General features: G+C 43.1%; 13 protein-coding genes. All 13 read left to right on the plus strand.

The window, feature by feature from the left end; all coding sequences use genetic code 11:
* Positions 1-58: 58 nt before the first annotated feature.
* The 13 genes from fabF (at position 59) to LGT40_RS11660 (ending at position 18,463) form a co-directional block, all read left to right on the plus strand.
* Positions 59-1,300, plus strand: a complete 1,242-nt coding sequence (gene fabF, locus LGT40_RS11600) for a beta-ketoacyl-ACP synthase II (protein ID WP_226074531.1) — start codon at positions 59-61, stop codon at positions 1,298-1,300.
* A gap of 10 nt (positions 1,301-1,310) precedes the next feature.
* Entirely contained in the window at positions 1,311-2,141 is an 831-nt protein-coding gene (gene pabC / locus LGT40_RS11605) for an aminodeoxychorismate lyase (RefSeq protein WP_226074529.1), read from the plus strand.
* Positions 2,138-3,163 carry an endolytic transglycosylase MltG gene (gene mltG / locus LGT40_RS11610; RefSeq protein ID WP_226074527.1) on the plus strand — a complete coding sequence of 342 codons (1,026 nt, stop codon included), beginning with the start codon at positions 2,138-2,140 and terminating at the stop codon, positions 3,161-3,163. Before pabC ends, mltG begins: the two co-directional genes overlap by 4 nt.
* Complete coding sequence (tmk, locus tag LGT40_RS11615) at positions 3,160-3,792, plus strand: dTMP kinase (protein WP_226074525.1); 633 nt, start codon at positions 3,160-3,162, stop codon at positions 3,790-3,792. Before mltG ends, tmk begins: the two co-directional genes overlap by 4 nt.
* Positions 3,792-4,772: a DNA polymerase III subunit delta' gene (gene holB / locus LGT40_RS11620; protein ID WP_226074522.1), complete on the plus strand. Its 981-nt coding sequence runs from the start codon at positions 3,792-3,794 to the stop codon at positions 4,770-4,772. Before tmk ends, holB begins: the two co-directional genes overlap by 1 nt.
* A gap of 13 nt (positions 4,773-4,785) precedes the next feature.
* Positions 4,786-5,139: a PilZ domain-containing protein gene (locus LGT40_RS11625; protein WP_226074520.1), complete on the plus strand. Its 354-nt coding sequence runs from the start codon at positions 4,786-4,788 to the stop codon at positions 5,137-5,139.
* A gap of 37 nt (positions 5,140-5,176) precedes the next feature.
* The gene (locus LGT40_RS11630; RefSeq protein WP_226074511.1) at positions 5,177-5,956 is read left to right on the plus strand and encodes a TatD family hydrolase; all 780 of its coding nucleotides are present in this window, start codon (positions 5,177-5,179) and stop codon (positions 5,954-5,956) included.
* Positions 5,956-6,576 (plus strand): GDSL-type esterase/lipase family protein, encoded by a 621-nt coding sequence (locus tag LGT40_RS11635; RefSeq protein WP_226074509.1) that lies wholly within the window; start codon positions 5,956-5,958, stop codon positions 6,574-6,576. The genes LGT40_RS11630 and LGT40_RS11635 overlap by 1 nt, the downstream gene beginning before the upstream one ends.
* A 102-nt stretch (positions 6,577-6,678) precedes the next feature.
* Positions 6,679-8,553 (plus strand): methyl-accepting chemotaxis protein, encoded by a 1,875-nt coding sequence (locus LGT40_RS11640; protein ID WP_226074507.1) that lies wholly within the window; start codon positions 6,679-6,681, stop codon positions 8,551-8,553.
* Positions 8,554-8,639: 86 nt separating this feature from the next.
* Entirely contained in the window at positions 8,640-12,533 is a 3,894-nt protein-coding gene (locus LGT40_RS11645; RefSeq protein WP_226074504.1) for a PAS domain-containing protein, read from the plus strand.
* Positions 12,534-12,593: 60 nt separating this feature from the next.
* Positions 12,594-14,729 carry an EAL domain-containing protein gene (locus tag LGT40_RS11650; RefSeq protein WP_226074502.1) on the plus strand — a complete coding sequence of 712 codons (2,136 nt, stop codon included), beginning with the start codon at positions 12,594-12,596 and terminating at the stop codon, positions 14,727-14,729.
* Positions 14,730-14,963: 234 nt separating this feature from the next.
* Positions 14,964-16,763, plus strand: coding sequence for an assimilatory sulfite reductase (NADPH) flavoprotein subunit (locus LGT40_RS11655; RefSeq protein ID WP_226074500.1), 1,800 nt, complete (start codon positions 14,964-14,966; stop codon positions 16,761-16,763).
* Positions 16,763-18,463 carry an NADPH-dependent assimilatory sulfite reductase hemoprotein subunit gene (locus LGT40_RS11660; RefSeq protein ID WP_226074498.1) on the plus strand — a complete coding sequence of 567 codons (1,701 nt, stop codon included), beginning with the start codon at positions 16,763-16,765 and terminating at the stop codon, positions 18,461-18,463. Before LGT40_RS11655 ends, LGT40_RS11660 begins: the two co-directional genes overlap by 1 nt.
* Positions 18,464-18,503: the final 40 nt, after the last annotated feature.

The following is an 18,503-nucleotide window of genomic DNA, read 5'->3' on the forward strand; positions in this document are numbered from 1 at the left end:
CAGGTCATGCTAGACGGCTACGTTGTATCTATAGACAAGATTTGTATGAGGAAAACTGATGTCTAAAAGACGCGTTGTCGTTACCGGGCTTGGCGCGGTAACACCAGTCGGTTTATCGGTGGTCGAAAGCTGGGAAAATATCCTGGCAGGCAAAAGTGGTGTTGCACCGATCACATCATTTGATGTGACCGATTTTCCGGTTCGTTTTGGTGCCAGCGTCAAAGGCTTTGATGTCGAGACAGTTATTTCTCGTAAAGACGCAAAAAAAATGGATACCTTTATTCACTATGGCATTGCTGCAGCAGTCGAAGCAATTAAAGATGCTGGTTTGGAAGTGAATGATGCCAATGCTGAACGTATTGGGGTCGCTATTGGCTCCGGTATTGGTGGATTGCCCGGTATCGAGGCTGGATATGATAGCTTTCTGAATGGCGGTCCTCGCAAGATTTCCCCGTTCTTTGTGCCGAGTAATATCATCAATATGATCTCCGGTAATTTATCGATTATGTACGGTATGAAAGGGCCTAACACCGCTATTGTTACTGCCTGCTCAACCGGAACACACTGTATTTCGGCTGCCGGTCGCATGATTCAATACGGTGATGCTGATGTAATGATTGCCGGTGGTGCTGAAATGGCCACATCAAAAACCGGATTAGGTGGATTTGCTGCTGCACGCGCCTTATCTACTCGTAATGACGACCCCACAACTGCCAGCCGACCCTGGGATAAAGATCGTGATGGTTTTGTTTTAGGCGATGGTGCAGGTGTCGTTGTTCTGGAAGAATACGAATATGCGAAAAAGCGTGGTGCTACTATCTATGCCGAATTGATTGGTTCCGGTATGAGCAGTGATGCTTATCATATGACGATGCCATCTCAAGGTGGCGAGGGTGCCGCACGCTGTATGGTTAATGCAATGAATGATGCAGGGATTAACCCTGAAGACATCCATTATATTAACGCCCATGGCACATCAACCCCTGCTGGTGATGTGGCTGAAACTCAGGCCATTAAAACGGCTATGGGACATTCAGCTCAAAAAGTTGCAGTGAGCTCAACCAAATCAATGATAGGGCACTTATTAGGTGCTGCCGGTGGCGTTGAAGCTGTATTCAGTGTTTTGGCAATCCGAGATCAAGTGGCTCCGCCGACTATCAATTTGGATAACCCGGATGAAGCTTGTGATCTCGACTATGTTCCGCATACCGCACGCGAAATGCCAATCGATATAGCGATGTCAAATTCATTTGGTTTCGGCGGCACCAACGGTACTGTTATTTTCAAAAAACTCCGTTAGTGGACACGACATGATTCTGATTAACGGCCACCCCGAAAACAGAATCGATATCGCTGATCGTGGTTTGCAATATGGCGATGGTTTATTTGAAACCATCGCCTATCGCAATGGCCAACTCGAATATTTTTCCCAACACATTTCCAGACTGCTTGAAGGCTGTAAACGGCTGAAAATTGCTTTTCCCGATACCTTACAACGAGCGCTTAAAACAGATATTGATATTATTTGTCATCAATTGACTCATGATGCTGTCATCAAAATCATCATTACCCGTGGTTCAGGCGGACGAGGTTATCGCTACCAGTCAACTATGCAGACTACGCGTATTGTCAGTACGCATGCAATGCCGGTTTATCCTGCTATCAATAATTCTGGCATTAGTGTTCGTATTTGCCAGCAGCGCCTATCAATAAACCCCTCCTTAGCTGGAATAAAACATCTTAATCGCCTGGAACAGGTCCTGGCACGTAATGAGTGGCAGGATGAACAGATTGCTGAGGGATTAATGTTGGATTATCGGGATCATTTGATTGAAGGCACCATGTCTAATGTCTTTTTGGTACAAAATAATGAATTGTGGACGGCTGAGCTTTCAAACGCCGGGATCGCTGGTATCATGCGTCAGACGTTGATTGAAATCGCTGGTCGACTGGAATTACCACTACATACTACTTCATTGATACTTGATAACCTCAAACAAGCTGATGAAGTGTTTATCTGCAACAGTCTAATCGGTATCTGGCCTGTGACATATATTACCGATCTTGATTTGGATTTATGCCACGGTCCTGTCACCCAAAAGCTGCAGAATGCCCTGAATTCACTAAATACAGATAAATGAAAATACCTATATATATTAAACTGCTTTTTTTACTGATAATTGCCGCAATTATCGCTCTGGTTGCATGGAGTGAATATCAGCGTTTTCTTCATCAGCCGGTCAACATGGTGGAACAAGAGACCATTTTCACTATCTATCCTGGTGATAATATCAGCAAAGTCAGTCAACGATTATACGACAAGGGACTCAGTCCGGTTCCCAGCATTTATCTGGATATTTATGCTCGGCTGCAGGGCAATGCTCAACAAATCAAAGCTGGTGAATACAAGATTGAGTCGGATGCAACATTACCCACACTGTTAAAGTTATTTATCAGTGGCAAAGTCGTTCAATACTCATTGACGATCGTTGAGGGTATGACCGCCAAACAATTATTTGAAAAAATGCAGGCTCATCCCAAGTTAAAAATCACTTTGCCCGAGCTCAATAATGAAACGGTTCGCCAGGCATTGTCGATTGAAAATGAACTGGTTGAAGGCTGGTTTTTACCAGAGACTTATCATTTTCCCGCTAATACTACTGATGTCCAATTTTTACGCCGAGCTCATCAAAAAATGCAAAATCAGCTGGATATTATCTGGCAGCAGATGACTGAGAATTTGCCCTATGATTCGGCATATGAAGTATTGATTATGGCCTCTATCATTGAAAAAGAGAGCGCTATCCCACAGGAACGACCTGAAATTGCGGGTGTGTTTGTCAGACGACTGGAAAAAGGCATGCGTTTACAGACAGATCCCACCGTTATCTATGGTATGGGCGAAAATTATGATGGCAATATCCGTAAAAAAGATTTGCAAACCGATACGCCTTACAATACCTATACACGCTTCGGCTTGCCACCAACGCCAATATGTTTGCCCAGTAAAGAGTCCATTGAAGCAGCGATGAATCCTGCTGCAGGAAACAGCCTTTATTTTGTTGCCGGGGCCGAAAACGGCGGTCATGTTTTTTCTGACAATCTGGAAGACCATAACCGAGCTGTAAGACAATATTGGAATGAGATGCAGTTAACAAAATGACCGGAAAATTCATCAGTATCGAAGGCATCGAAGGTGCCGGTAAATCTACACAACTGCAGTTTATTGCTGATTTTTTAACAGCTAGAGGTAAACAGGTTGTTGTGACTCGCGAACCTGGCGGAACAGAATTGGGGGAAAAGGTTCGCGAGGTGCTGCTGCAACCCAGTGAACACCCCATGGCACAGGATACTGAATTACTCCTTATGTTTGCTGCCAGAGCAGAACATATTCAACAGATTATTCTGCCGGCATTAAATCGCGGCGACTGGGTTTTATCCGACCGATTTGTTGATGCCACATTTGCTTATCAGGGGGGCGGTCGAGGAATTGACGAGCAAAGAATACAGGCACTTGCTGAGTGGACATTGCAAGGCTGCCAAACGGATGTGACATTTTTATTTGATTTACCCGTCGCGCTTGGGCAGAAAAGGGTAGAGCAACGCCAGCAGCAAAAGGATCGTTTTGAATTGGAAAAACAGGCCTTTTTTGAGCGTGTCAGAAACTGTTATTTGTCACGCGCACAAGCCGAACCCAATCGTATTAAATTAATTGATGCCAGCCATAGTGTTGAAGTGATTCAACAACAGCTAACACAGCAACTTGAATTATTATTGGAAACGCCGGTTTGATGACACAACTTTTTCCATGGCAGCAGGAAATATGGCAACACGTTGTAACCCGGGTTGAACAGGAACGCTTACCACACGCTGTTTTATTAACTGGCGTGGCCGGTTTGGGGAAAACACAGTTTGCCGCCAAAATGGCCGAAAGTCTATTATGCTTAGCAACTGACAAGGCATTTCACGCTTGCGGTCTTTGCCACAGTTGCCAATTGATGCTGGTTGGAAATCATCCGGATCATTTAACGATTCGTGCTGAAGAAGCGGGTAAATCGATAAAAATCGATCAGATTCGAACATTGAAAGACAAGCAGTCTCTTACTCCCAGTGTTGCTAAATGGAAAACCGTGATTATTGAGTCAGCTGATGCGATGACCAACAGCGCCGCCAATAGTTTGCTGAAATTATTGGAAGAACCTCAAAATAATACGATTTTGATTTTGACCACCAACGCAGTTCACCGTTTACCCATCACGATTCGCAGTCGCTGTCAGCAGATGCATATGGCTACGCCAGAGTATTCAACTACCTTGCAATGGTTAAATTCGCAGGATGTTATTGCCGATGTTGAGCAATTGCAAAAGATTTCCTCATTAACTCAAGATGCCCCCTTTGCTATTGTCAACGCCCTAGCGTCAAGTGAATGGCAGACTTATCAACAGCTTCAGCAGGATTTTGAACAACTATTGCAGCATCGTATCAATCCGGTACAACTAACCAGTCAATGGCAGCAATTAGATCTGATAAAAGTGATGCATCAATTATTATCAATTTGTAAAACTCGACTTAAGCAACACTATTCGGGGTATGCTGAGCTTAATAAAAGTCAGCAATACTGGCAGATTGTTGATTGCATAGTAGATACAATAAAGTTAATATCTTCAGCAAATAACTATAACAAGACATTGTTAATAGAGAACTTTATGGTTTCTGTCATGCGTATCGCAAACACAGATCCGATCAACCAAAAGTCTGTTATCAGTCAATAATAAAGAGTTTTTTATGGGCATGAATCCACGCAAAGGTATCCTCTCGCTGAAAATCAGCGATCAGAACATGCTTTATCACTCTTTTATGCCATTTCTTAAAAATGGTGGTCTTTTTATTCCCACCAATAAAACTTATGAAATGGGGGAAGAGGTTTTTATTTTACTCACCTTACTGGATGAGCCTGAAAAAATTCCAGTCGCTGGAACGATTGCCTGGATAACCCCTAGAGGTGCTCAGGGTAATCAGGCTGCAGGTATTGGTGTTCATTTCAGCGAAGGTGACGGTGGTGCCAATGTGGTGCGGGGTAAAATCGAAAACCATCTTGTTGATAAATTGAAATCGGATAAAGCCACCTATACGATGTAAGAGACTGGCGGTAAAGCCGTCATCAACTAGGTTATTTATGTATATCGATTCACACTGCCATCTTAATTTACTGGTTGACCAACCTGGCGGCATTGCTGCAATGGTTGCTGAAGCTAATGAAAACAATATTGAGCACATTCTGTGTATTGCTATCGATAAAAGCAGTATTGATGAAGTAAGGCAGCTTGCAGAAAATTATCCCCATCTGACAGCCAGTGTCGGCATCCATCCCAATGTGGAGGAGGCCGGAACACTGACGACTGAACAGCTGGTTGAGCTGGCTGATCATCCCAAAGTCATTGCGATTGGTGAAACAGGGCTTGACTACTTCCGTAGCGAGGGCGACCTGAGTTGGCAACGCGAGCGGTTTCGTTACCATATCGAAGCAGCAAAACAGACTAGCAAACCGCTGATCATTCATACCCGCGAAGCGCGCGAAGATACCATGACTATGCTGGAGCAGGAAAATGCCAGAGAAGCAGGCGGTATCATCCATTGTTTTACAGAAAACTGGGAAACTGCAAAACGGGCACTGGATATTGGTTTTTATATTTCTTTATCCGGTATCGTGACCTTTAAAAGTGCTCGTGAACTTCAGGATGTGGCTAAAAAATTACCGCTTGATAGAATTCTGATTGAAACCGATGCACCTTATCTGGCACCTGAACCGCATCGTGGAAAGACCAACAAGCCAGCCTATGTCAAACATGTGGCGGCTTTTCTGGCTGAACTTCGAGGCGAATCGGAAGAGGTTATTGCCGCTGCGACTACAGAAAACTTTTATCGGTTATTTCCCACAGTTAATAAAGCGGCTTAATGAAAGCGGTTATTGCCAAACTACTGCTGGTTGGAATTCTGTTAGGACTTGTTGGTTGCGATGAAACTGCCGTCAGTCTCAAACCATTAAGTGATGACGCCATCATTCTGGCTTTTGGTGATAGTTTGACCTTTGGCACAGGGGCACAACCGGAACAAAGTTATCCAGCGCTATTAGCAGATTTAACCGGCAGAAAGGTGATAAATGCCGGTATACCCGGCGAACTCAGTAGCGATGGAAAAATCCGGCTATCACAAGTATTAAAAGACACTCAGCCAGATTTGGTTATTCTTTGCCACGGTGCTAATGATTTGTTGCGTAAACAAAGTCGTCAGCAATTACAGGCTAATCTGCAAGCCATGGTTGATGAAATTACTGATAACGGTGCTCAAGTGGTTTTAATTGCCGTTCCTGCTCTGGGTATTAATTTAGCGCCAGTGCCATTATATTTAGAAGTGGCTGAAAAAAATGATATTCCAATCGAAGCTACTATTCTCAGCGAACTGCTTATCGATTCTTCCTTAAAAGCTGATCATGTACATCCGAATGCGTTAGGTTACCAACAATTCGCTCATTCAATTCACCGTCTATTAATCGAATCTGGAGCAATTTTAGAATAATAGGTTAATTGCAATTATTTGTTGGTGACTTTCTAAAGTTTCACCCTATGAAGACGCTATACAAAGTATTAGGAGTTATTCCCATTTACTTTGGAGTCTTTCATGCTGAGTTCCCTTTCAGTCAAAGCAAAAATGTTGCTTTTAAGCGGTTTAATGATCGTTGGAATTCTCATACTCGCTGGTATTTTGAGCCTCGGCATGAATTCTCTGGTAAAAATGGGGGAATCAAATGCACTGAGTATTGAAGCACAAACAACATTGGTCAATATGCGGATAGCTCAAAAAGATTTTTTTAACAGGCTTGACCTTAAACATCAAAACAGTTTTAACGAAAGCTATAATCAAATTACTCAACAACTGACCGATCTTGATGCTCAGCTTAAAGCAGAAGACATACAGCTCCAGCAAATCCCTCAATTACTAGACTTACTTGAACAATATCATACGGCTTTTAACGAGCTGGTACTGATGCAACAAACGATCGGTTTGAGTCATACCGATGGACTTTATGGCAACTTACGTAAATCTGTCCATGAGGCCGAGCAAATGCTCGGGGCGGTTCAAAATGATACGTTATTGAAAGATATGCTGATGTTACGTCGTAATGAGAAAGACTTTTTATTACGTAAAGATGTAAGTTACCTCGATAAGTTTAACGATAACTTGCAGATTTTTTATCAGGATTTACAGCAAAGCTATTTGAGTGAACCTGAACAACGGCAGATAGAAAATTTGATGCAAAATTATAGCAACGATTTTGCACAGTTAGTAACAAATTACGAACAACTAGGGTTTAATGAAGATCTTGGCCAGATAGGCACTATGCGGGCCAATGTGTATGAAATCAGAGATTTATTCAGTGAAACTGCCGGGTTGATTGCAGGTGAGGTTTCATCTCATAAAAAAACGGTTTTTCTACAAGCTGCCATTACAATTTTATTGATACTGGCCATATTGATTTTCTTATCTCAACGCATCAGTCGCAGTGTGGTTAATCCAATTAATTTACTGGCTGCAGTTATGCATAAAGCTCAGCAAAACAAGGATTTGACCCAACGAGCGAATGTAGTGGGAAAGGATGAAATAGTGCAGATGGCCAACGTATTTAATCAGATGATGGGTGCGTTCAGTCAATTAATTCAGCAGGTATTTGACTCCTCAAGACAATTAAATATTGCAGCAGAAGAATTAACGGTTATTACTGGCCAGACCAGCCGTGGTGTGATGAGCCAGCAAAGTGATAGTGATCAAGTGGCCACGGCCATGAACCAAATGACGGCAACAGTCCAGGAGGTGGCACGCTATGCTTCTCAGGCAGCTGAGGCGTCTCGTACCGCTGATGATGAGACAAAAGCTGGTAAGACTGTAGTTATGGATGCCATCAACGGTATTAAGCAACTCGCCAATCAAGTTCAAAGTGGTGCCATTTCAATTAAGGATCTGCAGAAAGAGAGTGAAAATATCGGTAGCGTGTTATCAGTGATTCAAGGGATTGCTGAACAAACCAACTTACTGGCATTAAACGCGGCCATTGAAGCGGCCCGAGCAGGGGAGTCAGGCCGAGGTTTTGCTGTTGTTGCTGATGAAGTCAGAACGCTTGCTAAACGCAGCCATGACTCAACTGAAGAAATCAAAAAAATTATTGATCGTTTACAAAATGAAGCCGAAAAAGCGGTTCGGGTGATGGATGAAGAGCTCGAGCAAGCCAACCATAGCGTCGAAATGGCTGAGAAAGCAGGGAAATCCCTGGATATCATCTCAGAATCTGTGGCCTCCATTCGCGATATGAATACTCATATAGCCAGTGCTGCTGAAGAGCAATCTGCTGTCGCCGAGGAAATAAACCGTAATATCGTCAGTATCGCTCAGGTTGCCGAAGAAAATGCAGAAAGCACCAATCAAACCACCTCAACCAGTCAGGAACTAGCCAGATTGGCAAATGGATTGGAGTCACAAATTAACCAATTTAAAATTTAATTTCGACAAAAAATTCTCTGGCGACATAGCTCAACTCTGTTATAACTTTGTTAAACGTTGGACATGTTTTAGAGGGTGAGAAAAAATTGAGTAGTAATAGTGAGGCCCATGATTATTCATTAACTGTGCTAATGAATCAGCACCCGCAACCGGTGTTTATCTTCAAGGATAATCTTTTGCTAGCGGCTAACTCAGAAGCATTAAGGCTAATTAAAGCCTCAGATGAAAACGATATAATTGGTCTCCCATTTGAGTCTTTTTTTGCTGAAGAAATTGATAAAAGTGTTTTACAGTCAAAATCGCCTGTTCAATCACCATTAACAGTTATCAGTACCATCGAGGCGCCTCGATATCCAGCAACTTTAGTATGTGACGGTGATAACAATAAATTATTGGTCATCTTATCCAGTGAAGTTTCGCCAGGTCCTAGTCAACAATGGATTGCTCCGGACTTGGGGGCCTCTCCAACATTAATAGGTCACTGGATATATCACTCAGAAACACCAAAGTTATGGTGGGATTCTCAAACTTTTGAAATTTTCGCCAAATCAGCAAACTATTATCAACCTTCAATCACCGGCTTATTGCAACTCGTTCATCCAAGTGAAAAAGATCATGTTACAAAGGTATTTGATAAGGCGATTGAATACCATTCGGATATTGATCTATGTCATAGGATATTAACCGCTAATAATCAGGTACGTTTTATCCGTCAACATGCAACCTGGATGCCCGATAAAAATGCACTATTTGGCACCGTGCTGGATTTGACGGATTTTCGTCAACAAATAAGTCATACCGATCACTTATTACGGCTTATGGACGAAACCCAGCGGATTGGACATATGGGAAGCTGGGAAATAGATCTAATTAATGACAAAGTGATCTGGTCTGAACAAACAGCGCTTCTATTTGGTATTACGCTAGAAGACTTTTCTGGAACGATTGAAGGTTTACAACAATTTATCCTTCCTGAGGATAGAGCCAACCTTAATTTCACCAGTAATAAAATCAATAACACAGGTATTACTGAGGCCGAATACCGTATTACACGACAAAATGATGGTGCGATCCGCTGGTTATTCGATTGTGGTAAATCAGTTTTTAATGCCAGTGGGCAGGAAATACGCCGGTTGGGGATGACGACGGATATTACTGAGCGTAAACGTCTCGAAATGATCCAACAACTTGAATCAGGAATGATTGAAGCGGTAGCCTCATCTCTTGAGTTACCTCAAATAATGCAGCGGATTGTACTGGGAATTGAAGAAATACTCCCCAATGCGATTGCTTCAATTTTACTTCTTGACGAAGAAGGTAAACGGCTTCTACACGGTTCAGCACCCAGTTTACCCAACAGCTATAACGATGCCATTCATGGCGAACCAATCGGCCCACAAGCTGGCTCATGTGGAACAGCTGCATACCTCAGAAAGCCAGTCATCGTAGCAGATATTGAACACGACCCTTTATGGGAGAGTTATCGTGAATTTGCCTTAAAATATAATTTACGTGCCTGTTGGTCGCATCCTATATTCGATGAAAAACAGAAAGTTATCGCCACTTTTGCTGTTTATCACAATCAAGTCAAAACTCCAGAACCCGAAGAGCTCGATACTATCGAGCGGATTTCAAAAATCATTTCTATAGCGATCAACAAGCAACGTAATGAGGAGCGCGTTCGTCGCAGTGAGAGCCGCTTTAGAGAGGCGTTTCAAGATGCGGCAACTGGCGTAGCGATAATGACCATCTACGGACGATATATCGAGTGCAATCAAGCTTATTGCGATATGTTGGGCTATACCAATGATGAGCTAAACCAAATGGATTTTCAGCAGATAACCCACCCGGATGATCAACAGCAGAATCAACAGAAAATTAACGATATTATGCTGGGGCTGCATGATAGTCGCATTATTGAGAAACGTTATATCAGTAAGGCGGGAGAAACCGTATGGGCCCGGTTAAGCGTGACATTGCAACGGGATGAAAATGGCCAACCCTTGCATTTGATTGCTATCACCGAAAATATAACCAACACCAAGCTTGCCGAAGCTCAGCGTACAGAAGCAGAAAGATCATTAATGCAATTACTGCGGAATCTACCCGGCGTTGCTTATCGTTGTTTATATGATGAAAGTTGGACCATGCTGTATGTCAGTGAGTCTTTTGAAAAATTGACTGGTTATGCTGCGGAGAGTGTGCTTAAAAATAATGAAATTGCCTTTGCTAATCTTATCTATCCGGATGATCAGCCTATGGCAATTAAAAAGGTAGCAGAAGCTTTGTCACAAAATCTGCCATTCCAGCTTGAATATCGCATTATTCATAAAAACGGTGGGATTCGTTGGTTTTGGGAACAGGGCAGCGCCGTCAAAGACAAAGAGGGAACCATCGTTGCCATTGAGGGCTATATTACCGATATTACGTTGCAAAAACAGGCCGATGCCAATATTCGTGAGAGTGAACAACGCTTTCAACTATTATCCAAAGCAACCAATGATGCCATTTGGGATTGGGATCTCATCACCAATAAGCTTTGGTGGAGTGATAGCTTTGCCAGCCTGTTTGGCGTGGATGCCGAAGAGTCCGTACCATCACTGGAAGGCTGGGAAAAACGTATTCATCCCGATGACCGTAATCGAGTCGTCAACAACCTCAGGCGTTCAGTAGAAAGCCACCAACAAAGCTGGTCAGATAACTACAAGTTTCAACGGCAAGATGGCAGTTACGCAGATGTTATTGATCGTGGTTATGTGATTTACAACAATAACGATGAAGCCATCCGGATGGTCGGTGGTATTACGGATATTTCAGAACGCTTGGAAATAGAAGAAAAACTGCGTCAGTCCCAGCGGCTTGAAGCGGTTGGACAGTTGACGGGTGGTGTGGCTCACGATTTTAATAATTTACTTACTGTTATAGTCGGTAATGCAGAAATCATTACCGAATCACTGGCAACTGATTCCAATCTTCGCAGCTTGTCAAAAATGATACAGGAAGCTGCCGATCGCGGGGCGGAACTGATTCGTAGCTTACTGGCCTTTGCGCGCCGGCAAGCCCTTGATCCCAAGCATATTGATGCCAATCAATTATTAAATAATTTCCACCGCTTACTTAGCCGATCACTGGGCGAGACAGTTCAACTTGAACTGGCTTTAGATCCAGACCTCTGGTTGGCTCAGGTGGATCCTGGCCAATTGGAAAACGCTTTATTGAATCTGGCCATTAATGCGCGTGATTCTATGCCCTCAGGAGGTCGATTATTAATTGAAACTCTGAATGTTTCGCTATCTGAAGAGTATGCATCACGCCATGATGTTGCTGTGGGAGATTACGTGATCATTGGCGTATCAGACACCGGTGTGGGTATTGCTCCGGAGAACCTGAATAAAGTATTTGAACCGTTTTACACCACCAAAAGCAAAGATAAAGGTACTGGACTGGGGTTGGCCATGGTCTATGGATTTGCTCGACAAAGTTATGGTCATATCAATATCTATTCAGAAGTCGGGCAGGGAACGACAATTCGACTTTATTTGCCTCGATCTCCCGAAGGTGTTGAATCTGCAGAAAAGGTTGATCTGTTACCAATACAGCCTCAAATAGGCAATGAGACAATACTGGTTGTTGAAGATGATGAACTGGTTCGTAGCTATGTCATTTCTCAATTGGAGTTTATGGGTTATCAGGTATTGAGTGCTTCTAACGGTCAAGAGGCTATGGAGATTATTCTGAGTGATGCCCAGATTGATTTATTATTTACCGACGTTGTGATGCCGGGTGGCATAAATGGTCGAGAACTGTCAGATAGAGCTCAACGTATACGGCCAAATTTAAAAGTATTATTTACCTCGGGTTATACCGAGAATTCCATCGTCCATCATGGTCGATTAGACCCGGGAGTGATGTTACTGAGTAAACCATACAGTCGGGATGAATTGACGACTAAAATCCGTAACTCTCTGCAGGATGAATAATCCATTACACTGTGGTTTCACAGCTTATTTACGCTAGATAATTTAAGAGTATTCCGGCTCATGACCGAATTAAAAGTACTTATTCTGGATGACAATAATCTCACCGCGAGAGCGATAGCAAATGTCGCCGAATTTATCGGTTTATCTGCCAAAGTAACCTCTGATTTTCAAGGGTTTCTCGACATCCTCCATGAGTGGAAACCACACTACTTGATTGTTGATTTAATTATGCCGGATATGGATGGCGTAGAAGTGCTGGGCGAGTTGGGGCGCATGCAAGTCGATGCACAGTTAATTATTACCAGTGGTGCGGGTCAACAATTGTTACATGCTGCTGCACGTTCGGCTGGTGCACATGGGCTGAATGTTCTCGGTATCCTTCCCAAGCCCTTTAATCCGAAAGCTTTTCGCGATTTGATTAATGCCGAAACGACCAGTAACGCCGATAATGCGTTTGGCCAACAATTACGAGCCGAAAATCAGGCCAATACCCTCAATGTGAGCGAACTGGAACAAGCCATCAATAACCACGAAATCTATTTGGTCTATCAACCTAAAGTATCTTGTATCAGTGGTTCACTAACGGGGTTCGAGGCACTGGCCAGATGGCATCATCCTGAAAAAGGTTTTATTTCACCGGAAAAATTCATCCCATTAGCCGAGCAAAATGGCTTAATTGATGATTTAACCTTACAAGTGTTTGAAAAAGCCCTGGGCTTTATGAAACAAATTCAAAATGCAAAATCGTCTTTGCGAAGTTATAACCGGGGACTGTTACTTTCAGTCAACATTTCTGCAGCATCCTTAAAAAACCTCGGGTTGTTCAAAAAAATTGAAACACTATGTGAAACCAATCAGATTAAACCCGATCAGCTTATTCTGGAATTAACCGAAACGGCTGCAATGGATGATCCTGTGATGTCATTGGATTTACTGACCCGATTACGCTTACGGGGCTTTCGATTATCAATTGATGATTTTGGAACGGGTTTTTCGTCGATGTTGGCATTAGTCCGCATGCCATTTTCGGAAGTCAAAGTAGATAAAACCTTTGTCATGACATCAGCAGACTCCCGCGAATCAAGACTGGTAATTAAAGCGATTATCGAACTTGCCCATAGTTTAAATATGCAGGTTGCAGCAGAAGGCATTGAAGATAACATGGCCTTGGAACTGTTAAGAAAAATGGGCTGTGATCAAGCCCAGGGATACTTTATTGGTCGTCCGATGCTGCCAGAGGCTTTTATAGAGTGGACTAAAAAGAGTTACCAACACATTGATTTACAAAGATTGAAACATCTGCATGGTCTCGGATTGCTGGATACTGAACCAGAGCATCGTTATGATCGCTTAACCAAGCTTTGCGCACGTGTGTTTAATGTTGATATCAGTTTGATTTCATTTATTGATGAAAACCGTCAATGGATAAAATCCTCACTGGGATTCAGTCAACGACAAACCGAACGTTCCGTTGCATTTTGTAACCAGACAATTGCTCAGGAAGATATTTTTGTTGTTCCGGATACGCTGCTTGATCGTCAATACGTAAATAATATTATGGTGACATCCGCTCCATATGTACGTTTTTATGCAGGATGTCCAATTCATGCCCGGTCTGGTGAGAAGTTAGGAGCATTGTGTTTAAAACATTCGAAACCACGGGAATTTAGCGAATCAGACAAAGTATTACTCAAACAGCTCACCGAAATGGTTGAGCAAGAAATTGAATACAACCCGCTACTTGATGAGGATAAACTCACTGGTCTGCTTAATCGGGATGCGTTTGAGCGCAGAGCACAACAGTTACTCACTATTTTTGTGCCACTGAAAAAAAATATAACGATGTATTACTTCGATCTGAATAACTACAAACGTATTATCCATGCGCATGGTATATCAGCCGGGGATGAGGCAATTATTCATTTTTCAAGATTACTTAGCGAAACGTTTACAGATACCGAATTAGTGGCCAGACTGGTAGATGATGAATTTGTAGTCCTTTGTGTTGGTGATCCTGTCGCCAACTCTCTGAAAAATCTGGCTGATGCGGTCCACTATTACAATTCTACCGTCAGTCCTCATTTGAATATTGAATATACTGTCGGCATTGCTTCCAGTCATTCTATGGTGAATATCGACCTTCAATCACTGTACATGTATGCAGATACGGATTTACATGAGCATAAATCCATTTGATGGTTGAAATTTTCACCATCACACCTAATCTTTAGCGATAGCCATTAATTTTGATTACTCTGTGCTCAACTATTCACATTAATTTGCAATAACTTATCTAAGATAAGTTTATTCGTTGTCACTATATATTTGTTTTTATTATAAGGAAATCCAAATATATAGTTTCTATTTATATAAAGTTTTTGTTATTTTGTGCAGGCTTTCCAGCGCATTTTTAAGAGATCATCCAATAAAATGAATATCAGGTTGCCCAACGCCCCATTAACTGATGAACAATTACAGCAGCTAAATAATTTACTGCAAGGCCTTGATGGCTGGCAAGTGGATTGGCTGTCTGGTTATTTGTCCGGCTATCGTGCCGCCCAAAGCGGCACAGCTGCTGCTGAGATGACGCCTGCCGTTGTCGAACCAAATAGTAAACTTACTATCCTTTACGGTTCGCAAACAGGGAATACTGAAGGGGTTGCCGGCCAACTTGCCGAAAAAGCAAAAGCCAGTGGTATCGATGTCAAGTTATTGGATATGGCCGAATATAAACCAAGAGATCTGAAAAACGAAGATTACCTTGCATTATTAACTTCGACTCATGGGGAAGGTGAGCCACCGGATAATGCCATGGATCTTTATGAATTTCTCAATAGTCGAAAAGCTCCCGGATTAAAGCAATTGAAATACAGCGTGCTTTCATTGGGAGATTCCAGCTATGAATACTTCTGTCAGACAGGTAAAGATTTTGATGCACGTCTGCAAAACCTTGGCGCCACACCTATAATTCAACGCGTCGATTGTGATGTCGATTACGATGATCTGGCAGAGAAGTGGATTACTGACCTGATCAACTCATTAACCAGCTCGATGCAGGCTACTGCAGCGCCACCTTCCGCTGCTGCAGCGATGAGTCAAGCTGTGCCAGCAGTACAATATGATCGAAAACATCCGTTTGCTGCCCCAGTACTTGAAAATCAGCTTCTCAGTGGTCGTGGTTCCAGCAAAGAAGTTCGTCATATCGAAATTTCACTGGAGGGATCAGGATTACAGTATCAGCCCGGTGATGCGCTGGGTATTTATCCACAAAATGATCCTGCTCTGGTATCTATGCTTATTGAATCGCTTGGCTTTGATCCCGAAAGCCCAGTTGAGCTGGATGACCAATCAGAGACATTGCTTAATGCACTAATGCATCATCGTGAAATAACGATTCTGACCCGACCCTTAGTTGAAAAATGGGCGGAATTGGCCCAATCCGATGAACTGAATAAACTAATGGAAAGCAAATCTGCCGTGACAGAATGGATTCGCGGCCGTGATGTATTGGATTTGGTACAAAGCTATCCATTGCCTGGAATCGAGCCCAACAGCTTTATCAAACTGCTCAGAAAACTGCCGCCGAGATTGTACTCGATTGCCTCCAGTCAAGCCGCTGTTGATGAAGAAGTACATATAACTGTTGCAACAGTTCGTTACAACACGCATAACCGTGAGCGAGGCGGGGTCGCATCAACCTGGTTGGCCGATCGACTGACTGAAGATACGACTATTCCGGTTTATATCGATAGTAATAAAAACTTTAAGCTGCCTGACGATGATGACGTCCCCATTATCATGATCGGTCCTGGAACCGGTGTGGCGCCCTTCAGAAGCTTTATGCAGGAACGCGAAGAGCGTGGTGCAAGAGGACCTAACTGGTTGTTCTTTGGAGATCAACATTTCCTTACCGATTTTCTCTATCAGACAGAATGGCTAACCTGGCGCAAATCGGGCTTGTTGACCCATTTAGACGTCGCTTTTTCCCGCGATCAAGCTGAGAAAGTCTACGTTCAACACCGCTTACGTGAAAAATCGATAGAGATCTGGAACTGGTTACAAGAGGGTGCCTATCTATACGTCTGTGGCGATGCCGATAATATGGCGCCGGACGTCAATGAAGCACTGATTGATATTATCAGCCAGCAGGGCAGCAAAAGCCGTGATGACGCGACAGAATACTTGCGTCAACTAACTCGTGATAAACGCTACCAACGTGATGTGTACTAATGAATACAAAATTACCTGAAGCCGAACAACTGAAACTCGACAGCCGTTATCTGCGTGGCACCATTGCCGAAGGGCTGGAAGATACCGTTACTGGTGCGATTTCGGAAGACGACAATAAGCTGACGAAATTTCATGGCAGCTACATGCAGGATCATCGTGATCTGCGTGACGAACGTCGTCGTCAAAAGCTGGAACCGCTATATTCATTTATGGTTCGACTGCGGATCCCGGGTGGGGTGGTCACGCCACAACAATGGTTGGGTTTGGATGAAATTGCTGACGATTGTTCAAATGGCACGCTTAGAATCACCACGCGTCAGACGTTTCAATACCATGAAGTTTTGAAAAAAGATCTGCGCTCTTTAATGCAACAGGTAAATGCATTGAATTTGGATACGAAAGGCGCTTGTGGTGATGTGAATCGAAACGTTGTCACCAATGTGAACCCGCATCAATCATCAGTCCATGCTGAAGTTCATCAAATATCAAAGGCTATCAGCGATCATTTATGCTGGCAGTCTGGGGCTTATGCCGAAATCTGGTTAGGCGAAAAATGTGTCTATCAACCAGGGAAAGCTGAAGAACCATTTTATGGTGAACGTTATTTACCCAGAAAATTTAAAATTGGGATTGCTATCCCGCCTGAAAATGACAGCGATGTCTTGGCCAACGATATTGCGTTAATTGCCATTATCGAAAATGATGAACTGGTTGGATTCAATGTTGCCGTTGGTGGTGGAATGGGCATGACCTATGGTGAAACGGCGACTTTTCCGCGCTTGGCTACGATGGCTGGATTTGTCGCCAAAGATAAAGTTGTCAAAGCCTGTGAAGCCATTGCAGCTATCCAACGTGACTTTGGGGATCGTACCGTGAGATCCCATGCCCGGTTTAAATACACTATTGATGATCATGGTATTGACTGGTTTAACGAAAAATTTACCGAATATCATGGCGAGGCAATGCAACCGGCAAGACACTTTGAGTTATTACGTAATGGCGATCGATTTGGCTGGATTCAGGGTGAAGATGGCCAATGGCATTTAACGTTATATATTTATAGCGGTCGTGTTGCTGATACCGAAAACTTGTCTTTACGAACAGCATTACGTGAAATTGCCAAGGTTCATACCGGAGAATTCCGTATGACCTGTAATCAGAATCTGATTATCGCCAATATCAGTCCTGAGCAAAAACCTGTAATTGAGCAACTGGTAGAACAATATCAACTCGATATCGGTGATCGTCGCCCCGCCTTACGATTAAATGCGATGGCTTGTGTTGCTTTACCTACCTGTGGTTTAGCGATGGCTGAGTCGGAGCGTTATTTACCCAGTTTCCTGAACAAATTAGAGCAGATCATCAGCGAGGCCGGCTTACCTGAACAATTGATTAATATTCGTATTACCGGTTGTCCGAATGGCTGTGCAAGGCCATACCTGGGCGAAATAGCCCTAACCGGTAAAGCGATAGGTCGCTATAACCTGAATCTGGGAGCGGATTTCAGTGGACAGCGCTTAAATCGTCTATACCTGGAAAATGTGGATGAAGCCACTATCCTGGACACATTAAAACCGATGATTGAACAGTTTGCTGCCGAACGTGACCAAGAAGAACATTTTGGTGATTTTCTGATACGTGTCGGTATTCTCGGCGCTGAACGCACACCTGAGATGATGCATAAACCTTTAAAAGATTGAAATTTACCTCAGACAACACATAAAGGGGTCGGGTTACGCT

Origin of the sequence: Methylophaga pinxianii, assembly GCF_020447225.1 — a bacterium.
In the GTDB taxonomy this organism is placed as follows: Bacteria; Pseudomonadota; Gammaproteobacteria; order Nitrosococcales; family Methylophagaceae; genus Methylophaga; species Methylophaga pinxianii.